Below are 22,526 nucleotides of genomic sequence, written 5' to 3' on the forward strand. Positions count from 1 at the left end.
CCCGGTGAGCCAGCGACGTCCTGCCGGGCCCGCACCTTCCTGCACCACCATCTGAAAGGACCCCCCGTGGCCACCCTCCTGCACCGCCTGGGCCGCTGGTGCGCCCGGCACCCGTGGCGCGTCGTCGTCGCCTGGGCCGCGCTGCTCGCCCTGACGCTGACGGGCATGCTCACGCTCGCCAAGCCGCTGTCCAACGAGTTCTCCATCCCCGGCAGCCGGTTCGAGGCCGTGCTGGAGACCCTCCAGGAGGAGATCCCCGAGGCGGCCGGCACGACCGGCACGATCGTCTTCTCCACCGACGCGCCGTTCACCGCGGAGCAGGAGGAGGCCGTCGCCGGGGCCGTCGAGCGCTGGAACGAGCTGCCCGACGTCACCGCCACCGACCCCTTCGTCGCGCAGGCCGAGATCGACTCGACCGAGGACGACCTCGCCGACGGCCAGGCCGAGCTCGACGACGGGCGCGCCCAGCTGGAGCAGGGCGAGGCCGACCTCGAGGAGGCCCGCCAGCAGGTCGCCGACGGTCGGGAGCAGCTCGAGGCGGGCGAGGCCCAGCTCGAGGAGAGCCGGGCCCAGCTCGAGGCCGGCCGGACGCAGCTGGAGGCCGCCCAGGCCGACCTGGACGCGCAGCGCCAGCAGCTCGAGGCCGGGGCCGCCGCCGGGATGGTCCCGCCGGAGCAGGCCGCCGCCGCCCGTGCCCAGCTCGACGCCGGCCAGGCGCAGATCGACGCGCAGCGCCAGCAGCTCGAGGCCGGTGAGGCCGAGCTGGCCGCCGGCGAGGCGCAGCTGGAGGAGAGCCGCACCCAGCTCGAGGAGGCCGAGGCGCAGATCGCCGACGGCGAGCAGGAGCTCGCCGACGGTCGCACCGAGCTCGAGGAGGGCGAGGCCGCCGTCGCCGTCGGCCGCCGGATGGCCGACCTCACCGAGGGCTTCCGCCTCGTCAACGAGGACGCCACGGTCGCGATGACCCAGCTGTCCGTGCAGGACGCCGGCGGCCTCATCCCGCCGGAGACCACCGAGGCGATCCAGCAGATCGGTGGCGAGCTGGTCGACGACGGCATCACCGTCACCTTCTCCAAGGAGATCACCGACGACCTCAACAGCCTGCTCGGCCCCGGCGAGGTGCTCGGCCTGGTCTTCGCCGGCGTCGTGCTCATGGTCATGCTCGGCACCCTCGTGGCCGCGGGCCTTCCGCTCCTCATGGCGCTCGTCGGCGTGGGGGTCGGCCTCACCGGCGCCCTGGCGCTCTCGACGTGGGTGGACATGATGTCGATCACCCCGGTGCTGGCGCTGATGCTCGGTCTGGCGGTCGGCATCGACTACTCGCTCTTCCTCATCAACCGCCACCGCCAGCAGCTGCGCCGGGGCATGCCGGTGCGCGAGTCGATCGCGCTCGCGGTCGGCACCTCCGGCAATGCGGTGACCTTCGCCGGCCTGACGGTGATCATCGCGCTCGCCGCGCTCACGCTCACCGGCATCCCTTTCCTCGGCGTCATGGGCCTGGTCGCGGCCGCGACCGTGGCGATCGCGGTGCTCGTCGCCATCACCCTGACCCCGGCCGCCCTCTCCCTCATGGGTGACAAGGTGCTGCCGCGCAAGGCCCGCGCCACGCTGGCCGAGACGCGCACGCGCCTCGCCGAGCGGGCCGCCGCCGACGAGCCCCACCACGAGCCCGAGGACACCACCAAGGGTTGGGCCGCGATCGTGCAGCGCCGTCCCTGGCTGGCCATCCTCGCCGTGCTGGCGCTGGTCGCCGGCCTGGGCTACCCGACCGGGCAGCTGCGCCTCGGCCTGCCCGACGGCAGCTCCGAGCCCGACGGCTCCTCGGCCTACCTCACCTACGACACCGTCCGCGAGGAGTTCGGCGCCGGCGCCAACGGCCCGATCATCGCCGTGGCCGAGCTCGACGCCCCGGTGGCCGACGGCGAGACCGCGCTGCTCGAGGCGCAGGCCGACATCGCCGAGGACCTGGCGGCCGTCGACGGCGTCGTCCGAGTGCTGCCCGCCGGCGTCAACGACGACCGCGACGTGCTCGCCTTCCAGGTGCAGCCCGAGGGCGGCCCTGCGGAGGCCTCGACCGAGGACCTCGTGCACCGGCTCTCGGACACCGTCGAGCAGATCGGTGCCGACCACGGCGCGACGATCGGCATCACCGGCCAGACGGTCGCCAACATCGACATCTCGGGCCAGCTGGCCGACGCGCTGCCGATCTACCTCCTCGTGGTCGTGGGCCTCTCGCTCATCCTGCTGCTGCTGGTCTTCCGCTCGATCGTGATCCCGCTGCTGGCCACCGGTGGCTTCCTCCTCAGCGTGGTCGCGGCCTTCGGCGCCGTCGTCGCGGTCTACCAGCTGGGCCACCTGTCGCCGATCTTCGACGTGCACGAGCCCGGGCCGATCCTGTCGTTCCTGCCCATCCTGCTCATCGGCATCCTCTTCGGGCTGGCGATGGACTACCAGGTCTTCCTGGTCTCGGCGATGCGCGAGGAGCACGTGCACGGCACGGACGCCCGGACCGCGGTCGTCACCGGCTTCAACCACAGCGCGCGGGTCGTCACCGCGGCCGCGATCATCATGATCTCGGTGTTCGCCGGATTCGTCTGGGCACACCTGGCGATGGTCCGCCCGATCGGCATGGGCCTGGCGATCGGCGTGCTCGTCGACGCCTTCCTGGTCCGGATGACCCTGACCCCGGCCGTGATGACGCTGCTCGGCGAGAAGGCCTGGTGGCTGCCGCGCTGGCTCGACAAGATCCTGCCTGACGTCGACGTGGAGGGCGCCAAGCTGGAGCGCACCGTCGCGGTGGCCCCGGCCACCGGCACCGTCGACGTCGACCCCGAGGCCCCCGAGGCGCCGGAGGCTCAGACCGAGCCGGAGGTCTCCCCCAGCCGCTGACCGGCGGCCTGGAGCAGCGTGCGGGCGCCGGCTCGCGCCGCGGCGTCACCCTCGGTGACCTGCAGCGCGAGCCGGCGCCCGTCGCGCTTCCACACCACGATGCCGGGGCCGCCGTTGGCGATGTAGGCGGTCCGCTCCGGCAGCACGCGCAACCCGATCCCGCCCCAGGCCATCGGGTCGAGGTCGAGCACCTCGACACCCGCCACGTCCTCGGCGGCGATCCGGGTGAGGCGCACCGGCGCCACGCGCGAGCGCACCTGGAGGCCGTCGGCGTCGACCGACAGCCGCACCGCGGACCAGGAGAGCGCCAGCACGGCTGCGCCACCGACGGCGACCACCACGAGCGCGACGAAGGCCAGGCTCTCCCCCATCGTGACCATGAGCGTCACGACCGCCAGGAAGACGACGAGCATGCCCCAGCCGATCACCCGCAGCGTGGTCGAGGAGACCTCGGTGCTCCATGGCTCGACCGGCCCCACCGCCCGCCCGCGCACCGGCTGCGTGCGGGCCCGGTCCGGGATCCGCTCCCGCAGCTCGGCGGCGGAGGGCACCCGGCGCCCGTGCACGGCATACGCCCCCGCCCCGCCGATGACGGCGGCGAGGAGGGCCAGCAGCACCCACGCCTCGTCGACGGCGTCCGGCCCGTCGAGCCGCGCCCGCCAGACCGTGACGACGTAGACGACCACGGCGCCCCAGCCCACGGCCGCACCCGCGGTGACGATCCAGCGCGACCAGGCCTGCGGCACGGCACGCTGCAGCACCGCCGTGGCGGCCGCCGCGATGGCGCTCAGGACGGTCACCGTCAGCACTCCGGAGAGGAAGGACGGCCCCGCGGCCCAGGCGTCCGGACCGCCGCCGGACCAGTGGGTCGGCACCCGCGCGGGCGGGGGCAGCAGGACGACGACGACCAGGAGCACCGCGAGCGGTGCGATGGCGAGGAGCCCGGAGAGGGCGCGGCGGGGGTTCATCGGGGCCTTCCGGCGCAGGGGACGCGGTTCGCGGACCAGGGTATGCCGTGCCCCGCGCCCCGGCGGGGCGCGTCCGCCGTCCACCGTCGCTCTCCCGCCCACGCCCTGCCCGGGCCTGCCCGTCCCGGCCCTGGACTAGCGTGTCCTCCGATGGACGCGACGAACCCGGCCGCCGCGACGGCCGACGAGGCCCTGCGGATCCTGCGCGCGGTCGAGCAGCTGGGCGACGCCGAGGAGGCCGGTGACCTGATGCGCCGCGGCCTGCGGCTCGCGCGGTCGCTCAGCGGCGCCGGGGCCGCCCTGCTGGCGATCGACGACGAGACCCACCCGGGGTGGTACGCCCAGGTCGCCACGGACGGGATCCCCGACGACGACCCGCTGGCCGTCGCCGTGCTCGAGGGCCGCCCCGGGGACGAGGCCGACAGCCCGCTGGTGCGGGCACCCGTGCGGGTCGCCGGCCAGGACTTCGCGACCCTGGTGCTGGCGCGGTGGGACGTCCTGCCCGCCCACCGGGAGCAGGCGGTCGCCGCCGCCGTGGCCACCGTGCTGGGGCTGCGGGTCGAGGCGTTGCGGCACCGGCGGGTCAGCGAGCTGCACGAGCACGTCACGCAGACGGTGTGGGAGCTCAACCGGACCCTCGTCGACCACGTCGACCTCGAGGTGACCTTGCCGCTGCTCGCCCGGCGCGTGCGTGATCTGACATCGGCCGACGCGGTCGCGATCGTCGGCACACGTCCCGACGGGGAGCAGCGAGTGCTGGCCGCGAGCGGCGAGGGGGCCGGTGCGGCGCTGGCCGAGCTCGCGCCCGACCTCGGCGAGGTGCTGCGCGAGGGCCTGCCGCAGCACTGGTCGGCGACCCCGGCGGGCGACCAGCTCAGCAGCGACAGCCGCGTGTGCACCAGCGTGGTCCCGCTGGAGACGCGCGCCGGCCACCCCGTGGTGCTGGCCGTGCACGGCTGGAAACCGTCCCGCGGCGTCTCCCAGCAGCAGGTCCGGGACGTGCTCAGCGCCCTCGCGCTGCACGCCTCGGTCATCCTCGACCGCGAGCAGGCCGAGCGCGAGCACGACCAGCTCACGGTGCTCCAGGACCGCGACCGCATCGCGCGCGACCTGCACGACCTGGTCATCCAGCGCCTCTTCGCCGTCGGTCTGACCCTGCAGGGGGCCAGCAGACGGGCCGTGGTGCCCGAGGTGATGGAGCGCCTCGAGGGTGCCGTCGCCGAGCTCGACCAGACCATCCGCGACATCCGGGCGACGATCTTCGAGCTGAGGCACCGTCCGGGGGCGGGCACCTTCCGGGCCGACCTGCGCCAGCTGGTCGAGTCCTACACCTCGACCCTGGGCTTCGCGCCCGTCCTGCACCTCGTGGGCCCGCTCGACTCGGTCGCCGACGACGAGGTGCAGACCCAGGTGCTCATGGTGGTGCGCGAGGCCCTGTCCAACGTGGTGCGGCACGCGCACGCCGGCTCCGTGACGGTCCAGGTGGAGGCGACCGCCGAGCGCCTGTCGGTCACCGTGCGCGACGACGGCGTCGGCATCTCGGCCGACGCCGTCGAGAGCGGGCTGGGCAACGTCCGGGCTCGCGCCTCCGAGCACGGCGGTGCCGTGGAGCTCTCTCGGGGAGAGCCCCACGGCACCGTCCTCCGGTGGTCCGTGCCCGTGTAGACCACCGGGCCCGGGGGTGTCAGCGCAGCCAGGCCGGGGCGACCTTGGCCCACCAGGAGCCGAGGCCCAGGTAGCTCCAGGACGCCGGGATGGCGGCGATGACCAGCATGACGATCGCACCGGTGAAGTGGTCGTCCAGGACCGGGTTGGTCGTGGTGGGCAGCGAGGCGAGGTACATGAAGGCGTACATCGCGGCTCCGCAGAGGGCACCGACGCGGGCGCCCATGCCCAGGACGAGGGTGATGCCGATGCCGAACAGGCCGGCCATGAAGAGAACGTCGACGACGCCGTTGCCGGCCATCGCGTTGAACATCCCGGCGAACGGGCCCTCGACGCCGGACAGATAGCCGGTGGTCGGGGAGCCGCCGTTGACGACCGCACGCTCTGCGGGGGTGGCGAAGCCGAAGCCGAACATCTTGTCGACGAACGCCCACAGGAAGTAGAACCCGAAGGCGATGCGCATGGCACCGAGCGCGTAGCCGGCCGCGGAGGGCAGGTTGTGCTGCTCGGGGTGGGCGACGTCGAACGTGCTGTCGACGTGGGTGCTCTTGCGGGTCGCGGTGGTCATGTCAGCCAGCTCCTTGAGACGTGGTGTTTGTGTGGCTGACTTCAGGTTCTCAATTTCCTACCGTCAGTAGTAGAGGCCGAGGTCCGCAGTCTGGGGGGACCTTGGTCCTACGTCCTGTCGTAGGGCGGGAAGCCGTCGGTGGGAGGCACCAGGAGGGCCGCCGGGTCGTCCAGCAGGCCCTGCAGCACCTCGGCGCTGCGCACCAGGTAGAAGCCGTCAGCCGCCCGCTCGTCGATGGTGTAGACCATGTCGACCCGACGCCGGGCGACGACGGCGCCGTTCTCGTCGACGACGGGCTCGGGGCGGATGGTCCCGATGGACGCGAAGATGCTCGCGGTCCCCCGCTGGTAGAGGTGGTGGAAGGGCGCCTCGGCGCCCAGCGAGCCCAGGTTGACCAGGTAGGAGCTGGTGTAGACCGGGATCGCCCCCTTGAGCTGCTGCGGGAGCAGGTCGACCGCGTCCAGGGCCCAGACCAGCCTGCCCACGCCGGCGAGCACCGGCCGCGGCAGCCGCACGAGCGCGTCGACCAGCTTGTCGCTCTCCTCGGCCTCCCCCGCCCGGGCGGACGACAGCGACCGGTCGACCATCCGGCGGACCTCGTCGACCGTCTCGGTGCCCGTGAAGACCATCTGCACCTGGGTGTCCTCGGCCTCGTCGGCCATGGCCCGCTTGACCGTGAACGAGAACGAGATGTCGCGGTGCTGGTAGGTCTGCCGCCGGTGGACGAAGCGGTTGAGCTCGGGCCGCAGCCGGAACAGCCGGGCGTAGGCCGTGAGGAAGACGTGGAAGAAGCGGAGCCGCTCCTCCGGTGCGCGACCGGCGTTGACCTCCTCGAGCCAGTCCATCAGCCGTTCGACGTCGAGGTGCTGGCGGTAGTAGACGGTCGACTCGACGCGGGTCGGCATGAGGTGGGGCAGCACCACCCGCTCGGCGGCAAGGTCGCGCACCACGACCCCGTCCCGGCGGTCCCTGCCCCGGCCCAGCAACGCCATACCTGCTCCCTCGCACGCTCTCCGCCCCGCGGCACGGCGCCGCGGGCTCGGGGGTCAATCTAGGGCCAGGGGCGTGCTCAGCGGCCCGTCACGGCCGAGAGTCGCCGGAACAGGCGTCCGGACCGCCACGTGGTGGCCACGGCGTAGGCGAGCAGGAAGCCGCCCACCACGTCGATGGAGTAGTGGCCGCGGGCCAGGAGCAGGCCGGCGACCATGAGCACCGCCGTGGCGACCTGCAGCCGACGCTGCCCGACCCTCTCCGTCGGCGTCAGCAGCACCAGCAGGGTGACGGCGCCGACGTGGCCCGAGGGGAACATGCCGTACTGCTGCTCGGAGAAGACGAAGGGGCCGTCGCCCTGGGCCGGGGCGAGCGGGGTGAGCACCATGGTCACGGCGCGGCAGAGGTACATGAGGGCGAAGACGCAGCCCGCCGCCGGGATCGACCGGGGCCGGTGCCGGACGGCGTCGACCAGGAAGGCACCGAAGCCCACGACCAGCGCTCCGACCGTCAGCCACCGGGCGGGGCGGACGTAGGGCAGCGTCTCGAAGAGCAGGTCCCCGGGGCGGGGGAACTCCTCGACCCGCGTGGCCAGGTAGGCGTTGCCGAGCATCGTGGCCGACAGCGCCAGCACCCCGAGCCCGAGGGCGAGCCCCCAGGCGGCCGCGAGCGAGCGCGGCCCGGTGTCCTGCTCCATCCGGTCCGGGCCTACTTGTCGAAGAGCTTGGCGCCCAGCACGGCCGCCTGCGTGCGCCGCTCGAGGCCGAGCTTGGACAGCAGGCTCGTGACGTAGTTCTTCACGGTCTTCTCCGCGAGGAAGAGCGTCTCCGCGATCTGCCGGTTGGTCATGCCCTCGGCGATGAGCTCGAGGATCCGACGCTCCTGCTCGGTGAGCAGCGCCAGCTTGTCGGCCTGCGGGTCGCCGCGGCGCAGCCGCTCCATGACCTTGGTGACCAGGGTGGGGTCGAGCAGCGAGCGGCCGGAGGCGATGCTGCGGATGCCGTCGACGAGGTCGGTGCCGGCGATCTGCTTGAGCACGTAGCCGTCGGCCCCGGCCATGATCGAGGCGAAGAGCGCCTCGTCGTCGTCGTAGCTGGTGAGGATCAGCGCGCGCACCTGCGGGTTGGCGGCGCGCACGTCGCGGCAGACCTCGACCCCGCTGCCGTCGGGCAGCCGCCCGTCGAGCACGGCGACGTCGGGGGCCAGCTCGACGATCTCGCGGGTGGCTGTCACGGCGCTGCCGGACTCCCCCACGATCTCGAGGTCCGGCTCGGCGGAGAGCAGGTCGTGCAGACCCCGACGCACCAGCTCGTGGTCGTCGAGCAGGTAGACGCGGATCTTCCGCCCGGGCGCTGCCTCCATCGTGCCAGTGTGCCTCAGCGGGAGCGCTCGGCGACACCGTCCACGAGCGCGCGCAGGGCGGCGACCGCGGGGCCGGGGTCGAGGGCGTCCAGCAGCACCCGGGCCTCGTCGGCGACGCGGGCCAGGTGCTGACGTGCCTGCCCCATGGCCGGGTGGGCCCGGAGCAGCTCCAGCGCCTCGGCGAGCTCCTCGGGGTCCTCGATCGGGCCACGGGTGAGCTCCTGCAGCCGCACGTCGGCCGGGTCGGTCGAGGTGCGGGCGTAGAGGACGGGCAGCGTGGCCTTGCCCTCGCGCAGGTCGGTGCCGGGGGTCTTGCCCGAGGTGTCGGAGTCGACGTCGAGCAGGTCGTCCGCGAGCTGGAAGACGACGCCCAGGCGCTCGCCGTACTCGGTGAGCGTCCGCACGGTCGCCGGGTCGCAGCCGCCGAACATCGCGCCGTAGCGCGCCGAGGTCGCGATGAGCGCGCCGGTCTTGTCCGCGAGGATCTGCAGGTATGCCGTGACCGCGGCCGGGTCGTGCGCGTCACCGGCGAGGGCGGCGCCCTCCGGGGCGGGGTCGGTCGTCTGGCGGTCGTCGCGGATCTGACCGGCGCACAGCCGCACGAAGGTCTCGGCCTGGATGCGGACCGCCTCGGCGCCCAGCCCCGCGACCACCGAGGAGGCGGTGCCGAAGAGCAGGTCGCCGACGAGGATCGCGGTGGCGTTGCCGTAGCGGGCATTGGCGCTCTGCACGCCGCGGCGCAGGTCGGCCTCGTCCATGACGTCGTCGTGGTAGAGCGACGCCAGGTGCGTCAGCTCCACCCCGACGGCCGCGTCGACGACGCGCTCGTCCCAGCCGTTGCCGACCTCGCTCGCGAGCAGGGTCAGCAGCGGCCGGAACCGCTTGCCGCCGGCCGCGGCCAGGTGGCCGGCGGCCTCGGCGACGAAGGGGTCGTCGTGGTCGACGACCTCGCGCAGGCGGGTGTCGACCGCGGCCATGCCCGCCGCGACGCGAGCCGTGAGGGCCTCGTCGACCCCCGGGAGGGAGCCGACGGCCACGGCGGGGCTGACCGGGGCGGTCACCGCAGGAAGGCGGCGGTGCTCTGCGCCAGGTCGAGCAGCGGCGAGGGCATGACGCCCAGGCCCAGGGTCACGACGACGCCGGCCACGATCGCGAAGGTCGTGAGCACCGAGGGGCTCACCACCGCGGTGTCGCCGGTCCGCGCGTCGTCACCGAGCCACATCACGACCACGAGGCGGAAGTAGATGTAGGCGGTGACGGCGCTGGCGAGCACGCCGATGACGGCCAGCCACGCCCAGCCCTGGCTGATCGCGGCCGAGAAGACCGCGAACTTGCCGGTGAAGCCGGAGGTCAGCGGGATGCCCGCGAAGGCCAGCATGAGGAAGCTGAAGGCCGCGGCCACCCACGGGCTGCGCCGGCCCAGCCCGGCCCACTGGCCGACCTGGGTGGCCTCGCTGCCGGAGGAGCGGACGAGGAAGACGATCGCGAAGGCCGGGATCGTCATGAAGCCGTAGGCCGCCAGGTAGAACATCGTGCTGGAGATGCCGGCCTGGTCCATGGCGATCAGGCCCACCAGCACGAAGCCGGCGTGCGCGATCGAGGAGTAGGCCAGGATCCGCTTGACGTCGGTCTGGACGATCGACAGGACCGCACCGACGACCATCGTCAGGGCGGCGACGCCGGCGATGACCGGCTGCCACTCCAGACGGGCGCCCTCGACGGCCACGTAGAGCACGCGGAGCATCGCGCCGAAGGCCGCGACCTTGGTGATCGCCGCCATGAAGCCGGTGACCGGGGTCGGGGCGCCCTGGTAGACGTCCGGGGTCCACATGTGGAAGGGCACGGCGCCGACCTTGAAGAGCAGGCCGACGGCGAGCAGCAGGATGCCCGGGACGAGCAGCCCGTCCATGCCGGAGCTGGAGCCGATGGCCGCCGCGATGTCGCCGAAGCGCATCGAGCCGGCGTAGCCGTAGAGCATCGTCGCGCCGAAGAGGAAGAACGCCGAGCTGAAGGACCCCAGCAGGAAGTACTTCAGCGAGGCCTCCTGCGAGAGCAGGCGGCGACGGCGTGCCAGACCGGTGAGGACGTAGAGCGGCAGCGACAGCACCTCGAGGGCGATGAAGAGCAGCAGCAGGTCGTTGGCCGAGACGAAGAGCATCATGCCGCCGACCGACAGCAGCGCGAGCGGGAAGACCTCGGTCGTCGTCGCGCCGTGGCGGACCGCGAAGTCCTCCTCGGCCGAGCCCGGGCTGGCTGCGCCGGACTGGGTGAAGGCGTCCGGCTGGGTGCCGCCGAGGCGCTCGGACATGACGAGCAGGCCGAGCAGCGCCAGCAGCAGGATCAGGCCCTGCAGCACCAGCGCGGGCCCGTCGAGGGCGAGGGTGCTCGCGGCGGTCAGGCCCTGGTTGTCCGGGCCCAGCACGACGAGGGCGACGAAGGCCAGGACGAGCGTGGCGAGGGACAGCGGCAGCTGCACGGCATACCGGGTGCGGCGACCCGCGAAGCCCTCCACGAGGACGCCGGCGAGGGCGCCCACGAACACGATGATCAGCGGCAGCAGCCCGACGTAGTCGATGGCGGGCGCGACGAACTGGTCGGTCATCAGCGGCCACTCCCCTCAGCGGTAGCGGTGTCGACGGCCGGGGCGGGATCCGTGGCGCCCACGTGCTGCAGCGACTGCTGCACCGCGGGCTCCAGGACGTCGAGCACCGGCTTGGGGAAGAACCCCAGGAGCAGGAAGGCGGCCAGGACCGGCGCGACGGCCAGCTTCTCCCGGCCCGTCATGTCGGGCACGTCGGCCATGACCGGACGGGGCCCGGTCGCGATGCGCTGGTACATGAGCAACATGTAGAGCGCGGCCAGGACCACACCGACGGCGGCGACCACCGCGAAGAGCTGGTAGCGCTGGAAGACGCCGATGACGACCATGAACTCGCTGACGAAGGAGTTCAGGCCCGGCAGGGCCAGACCGGACATCGCCGAGAAGAGCAGGACGCCGGCGATGACCGGGGTGACCCGCTGCCAGCCGCCGTAGTCGCGGATGTCACGCGAGCCGTGGCGCGCGATGAGCATGCCGGCGACGAGGAACAGCCCGGCCGTGGTGAAGCCGTGGTTGACCATGTAGAGGGTCGCGCCGACGCCGCCGACGGTGGTGAAGGCGAAGATGCCCATGACGATGAAGCCGAAGTGGCTCACCGAGGTGTAGGAGATCAGGCGCAGCATGTCGGTCTGGCCGATGGCCAGCAGCGCGCCGACGATCATCGACACCAGCGCCAGGCCCAGGATGACCGGGGTCGCCCACTGGCTGGCCTCGGGGAAGAGCGCCAGGCAGAAGCGGATCATGCCGTAGGTGCCGACCTTGTCGAGGACGCCGATGAGCAGCACCGAGGTCGTCGGGCGCGCCTGCTCGGCGGCCAGCGGCAGCCAGGTGTGCACCGGCCACATCGGGGCCTTGATCGCGAACGCGATGAAGAAGCCCATGAAGAGCCAGCGTCCGGTCGCGATCGACAGGTCCAGCCCGGTGAGGTTCTCGACGAGGAAGCCGTCGGTGCCGCGCGGGCCGGCGAGGTAGATGCCGATGACCGCGACGAGCATGACCAGACCGCCGACGAGGGAGTACAGCAGGAAGGTCGTGGCGGCCTTCCAGCGGCGGGCCCCGCCGAACATCCCGATGAGGAAGAACACCGGGATGAGCATGGCCTCGAAGAAGACGTAGAAGAGGAACACGTCGATCGCCGCGAAGACACCCACCATGGACGCGAGCAGCGTGAGCATGAGCGCGAAGTAGGTGTGCTGGCGACGGTCGTCGGCAGCGGGCACGTCGTTCCAGGCCGCGAGCATGCAGACCGGCACCAGGATCAGGCCCAGCAGGATCATCGTCAGCGAGATGCCGTCGACGCCGAGGGCGTAGGACACCCCGAACTGCGGGATCCAGGAGTGGATCTCGGTGAGCTGGAACTGCTCGCCCGAGCCGGTGTCGTACTGCGTCAGCGCGCCGATCCCGACGGCCAGGGTGGCCAGCGAGAAGCCGAGCGCGACCGGCCGCACCGCGGTGCTGGCCCGCGGCAGCAGGGCCACCACCAGCGCGCCGACGAGCGGCAGCACCAGGAGCGTGGTCAACCAGGGGACGTTCATCACTGCATCACCCACACAGCACCGAGGATGGCGACGACACCGAGCAGCATCGTCAGGGCATAGGAACGGACGAAGCCGTTCTGGGCGCGGCGGAGCACGCCCGAGAGGCCGGTCAGACCGGCGGAGGTGCCGCCGGTGAGGCCGCCCTCCACGACCACGCGATCGCTCTCGACGAGGGTGTCGACCAGCGCGGCGCCAGGGGCCCGGAAGAAGGCCTCGTTGACGTCGTCCTGGAAGAGATCGCGACGGGCGGCGCGGACCGCGAAGCTGCCCTCGGGGGCGACCTCCGGCACGTCCGCGCGGCCGTAGCGCAGCCAGGCGTAGGCGACGCCGGCGAGCATGAGCACGAAGACCGCCACCTGGATGACGATGACCGGGATCACCGGCTCGTGGTGCTCGGCGTGGCCGAAGACCGGCTCGAGCCAGCCGTCGAGCACGCCGGTCGGCCAGAGCGCGGCGCCCAGGAAGAGCGAACCGACCGCGAGGACCATCATCGGCACGGTCATGACCAGCGGGGCCTCGTGCGGGTCGATGTCGTCCTCCCAGCGGGCCTTCCCGTGGAAGGTCATGAAGAAGAGGCGCGACATGTAGAAGGCGGTGACGCCGGCGGTGACCAGCGTGGCCAGGCCGAAGACCCAGGGGCGCCAGCCCTCGCCGACGAAGGCGGCCTCGATGATGAGGTCCTTGCTCCACCAGCCGGACAGCAGCGGCACACCGATGATGGCGGCCCAGCCGGCGGCGAAGGTCAGCCAGGTGATCTTGACCTTCGTCGACAGGGCACCGAAGCGGCGCATGTCGACCCGGTCCCGCATGGCGTGCATGACGGACCCGGCACCGAGGAACATGCCGGCCTTGAAGAAGCCGTGCGTGACCAGGTGGAAGATCGCGAAGGTGTAGCCGACCGGGCCGAGGCCGACCGCCAGCATCATGTAGCCGATCTGCGACATCGTGGAGGCGGCCAGCGCCTTCTTGATGTCGTCCTTGGCGCAACCCACGACCGCCCCGTAGACCAGGGTGATCGCACCCACGATCGTGACGGCCAGCTGGGCGTCCGGCGTGAGGTTGTAGATGTGCTGCGAGCGGGCCACGAGGTAGACACCGGCGGTGACCATGGTCGCCGCGTGGATGAGGGCCGACACGGGGGTCGGACCGGCCATCGCGTCGCCCAGCCAGCTCTGCAGCGGGAACTGCGCCGACTTGGCGCACGCACCGAGCAGCAGGGCCAGGCCGATGAGCGTCAGCGTCAGGTCGGAGGCGCCGGAGGCCGCCCCGTGCACGGTGGCGTAGTCGAGGGCGCCGAAGGTGGCGAACATCAGACCCATCGCCAGGATCATCCCGACGTCACCGATGCGGTTGACGATGAACGCCTTGTTGGCCGCGGTGGCGTAGGCCGGGTTGTGGTTCCAGAAGCCGATGAGCAGGTAGGACGCCAGACCGACGCCCTCCCAGCCGACGAAGAGCAGCATGTAGGAGTCGGCCAGCACCAGCAGCAGCATCGCGGCCACGAACAGGTTGAGGTAGCCGAAGAACCGCCGCTTGTCGGGGTCGTGCTCCATGTAGCCCAGCGAGTAGACGTGGATCAGCGAGCCCACGAACGTGATGAGCATGACGAAGGTCAGCGACAGCGGGTCGAGGAGGAGACCGGCGGAGAGCTGCAGGTCGCCGGCGGAGACCCAGTCCCACAGGTTCAGCTGCAGGGCACGCTCGGCCTCGTCCTGGCCGCGCAGCTGGAGGATGACCAGCACGCCGACCACGAAGGAGGACCAGGACAGGGCGGTGGCGAGCAGCGGCCCCCAACGGTCGGTGCGGCGCCCGCCGAAGAGCAGGACCGCGGCACCCAGCAGCGGGAGCGCGATCATCAGCCAGCCCACCTGCGCGACACCACCGTCGACCGGGGTGTAGGCCGCGGGTTCGGCCGCAGCCGGGGCGACGCTGACGAGGCGCGTCAGTTCGGACACAGACACTTCAGCTCGCTCCTTACAGCTTCAGCAGGTTGGCGTCGTCGACGGAGGCCGACCGGCGCGCACGGAAGATGGACATGATGATCGCCAGGCCGACCACGACCTCGGCCGCAGCGACGACCATGACGAACAGGGCGTAGACCTGCCCGTCCAGACCGCCGTGCATGCGCGAGAAGGTCACCAGCGAGAGGTTGCAGGCGTTGAGCATGAGCTCGATGCCCATGAACACGATGATCGTGTTGCGGCGCACCAGCACCGTGATCGCGCCGATGGTGAAGAGCACCACCGACAGGTAGATGTAGGCCTCGAGCCCCATCAGCGCTCAACCTCCTGGGTCTGCGGAAGGTCGGTGGTCGTCGTGGGCGGGGTGTCCGTCTGCTCCGGCTCGCGCGTGAGCAGCGTCTCGCGCGGGTCCTGCAGCCGGTAGGCGTCGGGCTCGGCCATCTGGCCGCGGGCCACGAGGATGCGGGGCACGGACTCCTCCACCGGGGTACCGTCCGGCGCCAGGGCGGGGGTGTCGGCGGCGTTGTGGCGGGCGTAGACGCCAGGGTTGGGCTTGCCGGCGAGCCACTTGCCCGAGCGCATCTTCTCCTCGGCCGCCTCGCGCTGGGTGCGGCGCGGCAGCAGCCGCTCGCGGTGCGCCAGCGCCATCGCGCCCATGACCGCGATGACCAGGAGCGCACCGAGGACCTCGAAGGGGAGCACCTGGCGCTCGAAGATCTCGCGCGCCAGCGCGGTGACCGGGCCCTCCTCCTGCGCCTGGGCCAGGCCCGCCGCGGCCGGCCACTCCACGCGGGTCAGGCCGAAGACGGCCGCGGCGGCGAAGCCGGCACCCAGGAGGAACGCCCAGAAGCGCTGGCCCCTGAGCGTCTCGACCATGGACTCCGAGGCGTCGCGCCCGACGAGCATGACGACGAAGAGGAAGAGCATCATCACGGCGCCGGAGTAGACGAACACCTGGATGATGCCGACGAACTCGGCGTCCTGGACGATGTAGACGACACCCAGGCTGACCATCGTCACGGCCATCGCCATGGCGGCGTGCACGGCCTTGCGCGCGAAGAGCAGGCCCAGCGCCCCGGCGACGGTCAGGATGGCCAGCACCCAGAACATCACCTGCTCACCCCCCGAGACCAGCTCGGGTCCTGTGGTCTCGATCATCGGGTGGCCTCCTCGGTGGTGCGCTCGCCCTCGGCGTCCCGCCGGGCGACGTACTCACGCTGCTCCTGGGTCGGGCCGGTGACCTGACCGCGGTAGTAGTCGCGCTCCTCCATACCGGCGGCCATCGGGAACGGCGGCTGGAGCATGTCCTGGCCCAGCGGCGCGAGCAGCTGGTGCTTCTCGTAGATGAGCGGGGCGCGACGGCTGTCGGTCAGCTCGTACTCGTTGGTCATCGTCAGCGCGCGGGTCGGGCACGCCTCGATGCACAGGCCGCAGAAGATGCAGCGCAGGTAGTTGATCTGGTAGACGCGGCCGTAGCGCTCGCCGGGGCTGAAGCGGGCCTCGTCGGTGTTGTCCGCACCCTCGACGTAGATGGCGTCGGCCGGGCAGGCCCAGGCGCACAGCTCGCAGCCGACGCACTTCTCGAGCCCGTCGGGGTGACGGTTGAGCTGGTGCCGACCGTGGAAGCGCGGCGCCGTGGGGCGCTTGACCTCGGGGTACTCCGTCGTGGCCACCTTGCGGAACTGGGTGGCGAAGGTGATCCCGAAGCCGGCCACGGGGGCGAAGAGCTGGGCGAGCAGCCCCGGCTCCTTGCGGCCGCCGCTGCGGTCGCTCTCCGGGCGCGCCGGAGCCGCTGCCGGCTCCCGGCGGCTGGGGGTGGTCGGGTCGTTCTGGTCAGCCACGACGCTCCTCCGTGTCGGTGTCGTTGTGGGCGGGCTCCGTGCGGGCGGCGACCGGCTGGGCGGCCTCCACGGCGCGTCGGGGCTCGACGAGCTTCTGGCCGGGCAGCGGCGGCACCGGGTAGCCGTCGGCGAAGGGGTCGACCTCCGGCGGCACCGCCATCCGCTGCTCACGCTCGGCCTGCCGCGTCTGGGCCCGGCGGTCCCACAGGAAGATCCCGAGCAGGACGAAGATGCCGATGACGACCAGGGTCGCGACGGTGGTCCAGCGGCCCTCGCCGAAGTAGCCCTCCTGCGCCGCGCGGATCGCGATGACCGCGACCACCCAGGCGAGGGACAGCGGAATGAGCAGCTTCCAGCCCAGCTTCATGAACTGGTCGTAGCGGACGCGCGGCAGGGAGCCGCGGAGCCAGACGAACACCCAGATGAAGAACCACATCTTGAGGGTGAACCAGAGCAGGCCCCACCAGCCCTCGCTCAGCATGCCGTCGCCGATGAGGTTGAGCGGCCACGGGGCGTGGTAGCCACCGAGGAAGAGCGTGGTCGCCAGCGCCGAGACGGTGAACATGTTGATGTACTCGCCGAGGAAGAACATCGCGAACTTCATCGAGGAGTACTCGGTGTGGAAGCCACCACCGAGCTCGCCCTCGCCCTCGGCGAGGTCGAAGGGCAGGCGGTTGGTCTCGCCGACCATCGTGATGACGTAGACCACGAAGCTGAAGAACAGCGGCACGACGTACCAGGACGGAATCCCGAGGATCCACTCCTGCGACTGGGCCGCGACGATCTGGGTGGTCGACATCGACCCGGCGTAGAGGAAGACCGCGACGAGCGACAGACCCATGGCGATCTCGTAGGAGATGACCTGGGCGGTCGAGCGCAGACCACCGAGCAACGGGTAGGTCGACCCGGATGACCAGCCGGCGAGCACGAAGCCGTAGGCCCCGACGCCCGCGGCGGCGAGCACCAGCAGGACCGCGACCGGGGTGTCGGTCAGCTGCAGCGGCGTGGTGTGCCCGAACATCTGGACGTCGCCGCCGAGCGGGATGATCGCGAAGGAGACGAACGCCATCGACGCCACGATGAGCGGGGCGGCGATGTACATCACCTTGTCGACGGCCTTGGGGGTGATGTCCTCCTTGAGGAACAGCTTGATGCCGTCCGCGAGGGTCTGGAGGAGGCCGAGCGGGCCGAGCCGGTTGGGGCCCGGGCGCTGCTGCATCCGTCCGATCACCCGGCGCTCGAACCAGATGACGATGACCATCGAGATCATCACGTAGACGAAGAGGAACAGCGCCTTGACGAACGACAGCCACACCGGGGTGTCGCTGAAGTCGGCCACCGGCAGGTCGGAGGCCACCAGGGCGGGACCGGCCGCCAGCAGGTCGGGGTATGCGGTCAGGATGCCGCTCATGCCTCACCTCGCGTGATCGTGACGACGGCGCCGGCGTCGACGCCGAGGGTCGCGCGGACCGCGGACCCGACGGAGTTGGTCGGGAGCCAGACGACGCCGTCGTGCATGGCGGTGACCTCCACGGGCAGGACGATCGAGCCGCGCTCGGTCGAGACCGCGACCGGCTCGCCGTCGGCCACGCCGACGGACGCCGCGGTGGCGGCCGACAGGCGGGCCACCGGGCGCGGCGCGGTGCCGGCGAGGAAGGGCTCCCCGTCCTGCATCGAGCCGGCGTCCAGCAGGTGGTGCCAGGTCGCCAGGACGGCCTGGCCGGTGCCCAGGGCCGGCGGGTCGGCCGGCGCCACGCTCGGCGAGGCCGCGCGGACGGCGGAGGTGCCGAGCGCGGTGATCTCGCGCCGGACGGCGTCCAGCGTCGCGGTCCCCAGCCGGACGCCCATGGCGTCGGCGAGGCGGTCGAGCACCACGTGGTCGGGCAGGGCGTCCGAGGCCAGCGCCTGCTCGAAGGGCCGCAGGCGCCCTTCCCAGTCGGCGTAGGCACCGGCCTTCTCCTGCTGCGGGGCGACCGGCAGGATCACGTCGGCGTGCTCGTGGACGTCGGTCTCGCGCAGCTCCAGGGAGACGACGAACGCACGCTCCAGCGCCTGGCGGGCCAGGACCGGGTCGGGCAGGTCGTCGATCTCGACGCCGCCGACCACGAGGGCGGCCAGCTCGCCGCGGGCCGCGGCCTCGAGCATCGCGGTGGTGTCGCGACCGGGGCCGGCCGGCAGCTCGGCGCCGGTCCAGGCGGTCGAGACCTCGCCGCGGACGGTGTCGTCGGCGACCGGGCGACCGCCCGGGAGCAGGGTCGGCAGGGCGCCGACCTCGACGGCACCGCGCTCGCCGGCACGGCGGGGCACCCAGGCCAGCGCGGCCCCGGTGGCCTCGGCCAGGGCGGCCGCGGCCGACAGGGCGCCGGGCACGGTGGCCAGACGCTCGCCGACGAGGATGACCGACGTGGCGCCGAGGGTGTCGGCCGCGGCGTGGTAGTCGTTCACCGCGGCGTCGTCGACCGGGGCGGCCGGGCCGTCGGTGGCCGGGGCGTCGCCGGAGGCCGTGCGCTCGCGCAGGGCCTGCAGCACCTCCGCCTCGGTGCCCGGGGCGGACGCCAGCAGCGTGCCGCCCATCTTGGTCAGGCCGCGCGTCGCGAAGGGGGCGACGGCATACACCTTGGTCTTGTTGCGGCGCATCGCCTTGCGCAGGCGGAGGAAGACCATCGGGCTCTCCTCCTCCGGCTCCAGGCCGACGAGCAGGACCGAGGTGGCCTTCTCGAGCGTCTCGTAGCTGACGTCCCGCGAGCCGACGACGTGGGCGGCCAGGAAGTCGGCCTCCTCGGCGCTGTGCGGGCGGGCGCGCATGTCGACGTCGTTGGTGCCGAGGGCCACGCGGGCGAGCTTGGCGTAGGCGTAGGCGTCCTCGACGGTGGCTCGGCCCCCGACCAGCACGCCGACACCGCCGGCGGTGCGCGCGGCGGTCAGGCCGCGGGCGGCTTCCTGGTAGGCGCGGCGCCACGGGACGACGGCGTAGCTGCCGTCGGCCTCGCGGACGACCGGGTCGTGCAGGCGGTCCGGCAGGGTCGGGTAGGTGAAGGCCCACCGACCCTTGTCGCAGTTCCACTCCTCGTTGACCTGCGGGTCCTCCAGCGCCATGCGGCGCAGCACGCCGCCGCGGCGGTGGTCGGTGCGGATCGCGCAGCCGGAGGCGCAGTGCTCGCAGACGCTCGGCGTGGAGACCAGGTCGAACGGGCGCGCGCGGAAGCGGTAGGCCGCACCGGTAAGCGCGCCGACCGGGCAGATCTGCACGGTGTTGCCGGAGAAGTAGCTCTCGAAGGGCTTCTCCTCGTAGATGCCGACCTGCTGCAGCGCACCGCGCTCGATCAGCGCGATGAACGGGTCGCCGGCGATCTGGTCGGAGAACCGGGTGCACCGGGCACACAGGATGCAGCGCTCGCGGTCGAGCAGCACCTGGCTGGAGATGTTGACCGGCTTGGGGAAGGTGCGCTTGACGTCGTCGAAGCGCGAGGTCGGCCGGCCGTTGGACAGCGCCTGGTTCTGCAGGGGGCACTCGCCGCCCTTGTCGCAGACCGGGCAGTCCAGCGGGTGGTTGATGAGCAGCAGCTCCATGACGCCGTGCTGGGCCTTGTCGGCCACGGCGCTGGTGTGCTGGGTGCGCACGACCATGCCCTCGGAGGCCACCATGGTGCAGGATGCCTGCGGCTTGGGCATCGGCTTGACGTTGCCCTCGCGGTCCGGGAGCGAGACGTCGACCAGGCACTGGCGGCAGGCGCCGACCGGGTCCAGGAGCGGGTGGTCGCAGAACCGGGGGATCTGGATGCCGACGGTCTCGGCGGCGCGGATCACCAGGGTGCCCTCGGGCACGGTGACGTCCACGTCGTCGATCGTCAGCGTGATCGTGCGGACGTCCGGCTCGTCGGGGGTCGCCGCGTCGCCACCCTCGGTGACGGCGTTCCCGCCCGCGGCGGGAGAGGTGTTGACGGTCATGCGGACAGCGTCTCCTTCGCGAACAGCGTCGAGCGCTCGGGCGGGAACAGCTCGTACCACGGGGTGTGCATGCCGGCCTCGAACTCCTCGCGGAAGTACTTGATCGCGGAGGTGATCGGGCTGGTGGCGCCGTCACCGAGCGCGCAGAAGGCCCGGCCGAGGATGTTGTCGCAGATGTCGTCCAGCTTCTCGATGTCGCCCGGAAGGCCCTTGCCCTCCTCGAGACGGTGCATGATCTGCTTCAGCCAGTAGGTGCCCTCGCGGCAGGGGGTGCACTTGCCGCAGGACTCGTGGGCGTAGAAGTCGGTCCAGCGCGCCACGGCGTGGACGACCGAGGTTGTCTCGTCGAAGATCTGCAGCGCGCGGGTGCCGAGCATCGAACCCTCCTTGGCGACCGACTCGAAGTCGAGCGGCACGTCGAGGTGGGCGTCGGTGAACAGCGGCGTCGAGGATCCGCCCGGCGTCCAGAACTTCAGCGCGTGGCCGTTGCGCATGCCGCCGGCCATGTCGATGAGCTCGCGGAGCGTGATGCCCAGCGGCGCTTCGTACTGGCCCGGGCGGTTGACGTGGCCGGAGAGGCTGAAGATGCCGAAGCCGGTCGACTTCTCGGTGCCCATGTCGGCGAACCACTCGGGACCGTGCAGCACGATCGGCGGGATCGAGGCGATGGACTCGACGTTGTTGACGACGGTCGGGCGCGCGTAGAGACCCGCCACCGCCGGGAACGGCGGCTTGAGGCGCGGCTGGCCGCGGCGGCCCTCGAGCGAGTCGAGGAGCGCGGTCTCCTCGCCGCAGATGTAGGCGCCCGCGCCGGCGTGCACGGTGATGTCGAGGTCGAAGCCGGTGCCCAGGATGTTCTTGCCCAGGTACCCGGCCGCGTAGGCCTCCTCCACCGCGCGCAGCAGGCGGCGGTAGACGTGGACGACCTCGCCGCGCAGGTAGATGAACGCGTGGTTGCAGCCGATCGCGTAGCTGGTGATGATCATGCCCTCGACGAGGAAGTGCGGGGCGGCCATCAGCAGCGGGATGTCCTTGCAGGTGCCCGGCTCGGACTCGTCGGCGTTGACGACGAGGTAGCGGGGGCCGCCGTCCGGCGGGGGCAGGAAGCCCCACTTCATGCCGGTCGGGAAGCCCGCACCGCCACGGCCGCGGAGGCCGGAGTCCTTTGCCGCCTGCACGAGGTCGGCCGCCGGGGTCTCGAGGGCCTGGCGCAGCGCCTGGTAGCCCTCGTTGTCCTCGTAGGTCGCCAGCGTCCAGGACTGCGGGTGGTCCCAGAACTTCGTCAGGATCGGGGTCAGCTGGGTGCTCACTGTCCGTCCTCCTTCGTCTCCGGCAGCTCGTCGGCCTCGTTGGCCGGGGTGTTGACCGAGCCGTAGCCGCCGCGCTCGACGTCGCCGTCCTCCGCCTGCGGGGTGGCCTCGGTGTCGGTGGTCGTGCCGTCCTGCTGCTCGCCGGGGGCAGCCCAGCCCTGCTCCTTGGCCAGGCGGGTGCCCTGCAGCGACGCCTCGCCGGCGCCGACGCCCTCGTCCGCGAGCCCGTCCGGGAAGCCGGCGAGGACCCGGGAGACCTGCTTGAAGGTGCAGACGCGCGAGGGGCCGCGCGTGGGGGCGACCGGCTCGCCGGAGCGGAGGCGGTCGACGACCTGCTTGCTCGACTCCGGGGTCTGGTTGTCGAAGAACTCCCAGTTGACCATCATCACGGGCGCGAAGTCGCAGGCCGCGTTGCACTCGAGGCGCTCGAGGGTGATCTTGCCGTCCTCGGTCGTCTCGTCGTGCCCGACCCCGAGGTGCTCGCTGAGCTCGTCGAAGATCTGGTCGCCGCCCATGATGGCGCAGAGCGTGTTGGTGCAGACGCCGACGGTGTAGTCGCCGTTGGGGTGGCGCTTGTACTGCGTGTAGAAGGTCGCCACGCCGCTGACCTCGGCGGTCGTCAGGTCGAGCTGCTCGGCGCAGAAGTTCACGCCGCGGCCGGTGACGTAGCCGTCGACCGACTGGACCAGGTGCAGCATTGGCAGCAGGGCCGAGCGCTTCTGCGGGTAGCGGGCGATGATCGCCGCCGCGTCGGTGCGCAGCTGCTCAAGGACCTCGTCGGAGTAGGGCTCGTCCGAGGCGTGCAGCGGCGTCTGCGGGTGCAGCGGCGACTCGGCGAACATCGTCTCGTGGCGCTCCACGGCACCTCCCTGCGCGTTGTGAGTCGT

The 22,526-nt window shown here is 72.1% G+C and carries 18 protein-coding genes; 2 read left to right on the forward strand and 16 right to left on the reverse strand.

Features of this window, described 5'->3' with window-relative positions:
* Nucleotides 1-66 precede the first annotated feature (66 nt).
* On the forward strand, nucleotides 67-2,889 hold the full coding sequence (locus FB476_RS12940) for an MMPL family transporter (protein ID WP_141819415.1): 2,823 nt from the start codon (nucleotides 67-69) through the stop codon (nucleotides 2,887-2,889).
* On the opposite strand, the gene FB476_RS12945 is transcribed toward FB476_RS12940, so the two are convergent.
* On the reverse strand, nucleotides 2,856-3,857 hold the full coding sequence (locus FB476_RS12945) for a hypothetical protein (RefSeq protein ID WP_141819417.1): 1,002 nt from the start codon (nucleotides 3,855-3,857) through the stop codon (nucleotides 2,856-2,858). The genes FB476_RS12940 and FB476_RS12945 overlap by 34 nt on opposite strands.
* Before the next feature lie 150 nt (nucleotides 3,858-4,007).
* On the opposite strand from FB476_RS12945, the gene FB476_RS12950 reads away from it, so the two are divergent.
* Entirely contained in the window at nucleotides 4,008-5,522 is a 1,515-nt protein-coding gene (locus FB476_RS12950; protein WP_141819419.1) for a sensor histidine kinase, read from the forward strand.
* A 19-nt stretch (nucleotides 5,523-5,541) separates the two neighbouring features.
* Here the strand turns inward: FB476_RS12950 and FB476_RS12955 are convergent, their stop codons facing one another.
* The 15 genes from FB476_RS12955 to nuoE form a co-directional block, all read right to left on the reverse strand.
* Nucleotides 5,542-6,090, reverse strand: coding sequence for a hypothetical protein (locus FB476_RS12955; protein WP_141819421.1), 549 nt, complete (start codon nucleotides 6,088-6,090; stop codon nucleotides 5,542-5,544).
* A 107-nt stretch (nucleotides 6,091-6,197) separates the two neighbouring features.
* Entirely contained in the window at nucleotides 6,198-7,082 is an 885-nt protein-coding gene (locus FB476_RS12960; protein WP_141819423.1) for a 2-oxo acid dehydrogenase subunit E2, read from the reverse strand.
* Nucleotides 7,083-7,159: 77 nt separating this feature from the next.
* Nucleotides 7,160-7,777, reverse strand: coding sequence for a phosphatase PAP2 family protein (locus FB476_RS12965; protein ID WP_141819425.1), 618 nt, complete (start codon nucleotides 7,775-7,777; stop codon nucleotides 7,160-7,162).
* An 11-nt stretch (nucleotides 7,778-7,788) separates the two neighbouring features.
* Complete coding sequence (locus tag FB476_RS12970; protein ID WP_141819426.1) at nucleotides 7,789-8,442, reverse strand: response regulator; 654 nt, start codon at nucleotides 8,440-8,442, stop codon at nucleotides 7,789-7,791.
* Nucleotides 8,443-8,456: 14 nt separating this feature from the next.
* A complete protein-coding gene (locus FB476_RS12975) occupies nucleotides 8,457-9,503 on the reverse strand; it encodes a polyprenyl synthetase family protein (protein ID WP_420359363.1) in 1,047 nt (348 codons plus the stop codon).
* A complete protein-coding gene (gene nuoN, locus FB476_RS12980) occupies nucleotides 9,500-11,044 on the reverse strand; it encodes an NADH-quinone oxidoreductase subunit NuoN (protein WP_141819428.1) in 1,545 nt (514 codons plus the stop codon). Before nuoN ends, FB476_RS12975 begins: the two co-directional genes overlap by 4 nt.
* Nucleotides 11,044-12,576 carry an NADH-quinone oxidoreductase subunit M gene (locus FB476_RS12985; RefSeq protein ID WP_141819430.1) on the reverse strand — a complete coding sequence of 511 codons (1,533 nt, stop codon included), beginning with the start codon at nucleotides 12,574-12,576 and terminating at the stop codon, nucleotides 11,044-11,046. The genes nuoN and FB476_RS12985 overlap by 1 nt, the downstream gene beginning before the upstream one ends.
* On the reverse strand, nucleotides 12,576-14,435 hold the full coding sequence (gene nuoL / locus FB476_RS12990; protein WP_141820295.1) for an NADH-quinone oxidoreductase subunit L: 1,860 nt from the start codon (nucleotides 14,433-14,435) through the stop codon (nucleotides 12,576-12,578). The genes FB476_RS12985 and nuoL overlap by 1 nt, the downstream gene beginning before the upstream one ends.
* 118 nt (nucleotides 14,436-14,553) lie before the next feature.
* Nucleotides 14,554-14,853: an NADH-quinone oxidoreductase subunit NuoK gene (nuoK, locus tag FB476_RS12995; protein ID WP_141819431.1), complete on the reverse strand. Its 300-nt coding sequence runs from the start codon at nucleotides 14,851-14,853 to the stop codon at nucleotides 14,554-14,556.
* Entirely contained in the window at nucleotides 14,853-15,698 is an 846-nt protein-coding gene (locus FB476_RS13000; protein WP_141819433.1) for an NADH-quinone oxidoreductase subunit J, read from the reverse strand. The genes nuoK and FB476_RS13000 overlap by 1 nt, the downstream gene beginning before the upstream one ends.
* Nucleotides 15,695-16,381 carry an NADH-quinone oxidoreductase subunit NuoI gene (gene nuoI / locus FB476_RS13005; protein ID WP_141819435.1) on the reverse strand — a complete coding sequence of 229 codons (687 nt, stop codon included), beginning with the start codon at nucleotides 16,379-16,381 and terminating at the stop codon, nucleotides 15,695-15,697. The genes FB476_RS13000 and nuoI overlap by 4 nt, the downstream gene beginning before the upstream one ends.
* Nucleotides 16,374-17,792: an NADH-quinone oxidoreductase subunit NuoH gene (gene nuoH, locus FB476_RS13010; protein WP_141819437.1), complete on the reverse strand. Its 1,419-nt coding sequence runs from the start codon at nucleotides 17,790-17,792 to the stop codon at nucleotides 16,374-16,376. The genes nuoI and nuoH overlap by 8 nt, the downstream gene beginning before the upstream one ends.
* The gene (locus tag FB476_RS13015) at nucleotides 17,789-20,329 is read right to left on the reverse strand and encodes an NADH-quinone oxidoreductase subunit G (protein WP_141819439.1); all 2,541 of its coding nucleotides are present in this window, start codon (nucleotides 20,327-20,329) and stop codon (nucleotides 17,789-17,791) included. The genes nuoH and FB476_RS13015 overlap by 4 nt, the downstream gene beginning before the upstream one ends.
* Nucleotides 20,326-21,639 carry an NADH-quinone oxidoreductase subunit NuoF gene (gene nuoF / locus FB476_RS13020; protein WP_141819441.1) on the reverse strand — a complete coding sequence of 438 codons (1,314 nt, stop codon included), beginning with the start codon at nucleotides 21,637-21,639 and terminating at the stop codon, nucleotides 20,326-20,328. Before nuoF ends, FB476_RS13015 begins: the two co-directional genes overlap by 4 nt.
* Nucleotides 21,636-22,481: an NADH-quinone oxidoreductase subunit NuoE gene (gene nuoE / locus FB476_RS13025; protein ID WP_141820301.1), complete on the reverse strand. Its 846-nt coding sequence runs from the start codon at nucleotides 22,479-22,481 to the stop codon at nucleotides 21,636-21,638. The genes nuoF and nuoE overlap by 4 nt, the downstream gene beginning before the upstream one ends.
* Nucleotides 22,482-22,526 lie beyond the last annotated feature (45 nt).

It is taken from the genome of Ornithinimicrobium humiphilum, assembly GCF_006716885.1.
GTDB classification, from domain to species: domain Bacteria; phylum Actinomycetota; class Actinomycetes; order Actinomycetales; family Dermatophilaceae; genus Ornithinicoccus; species Ornithinicoccus humiphilus.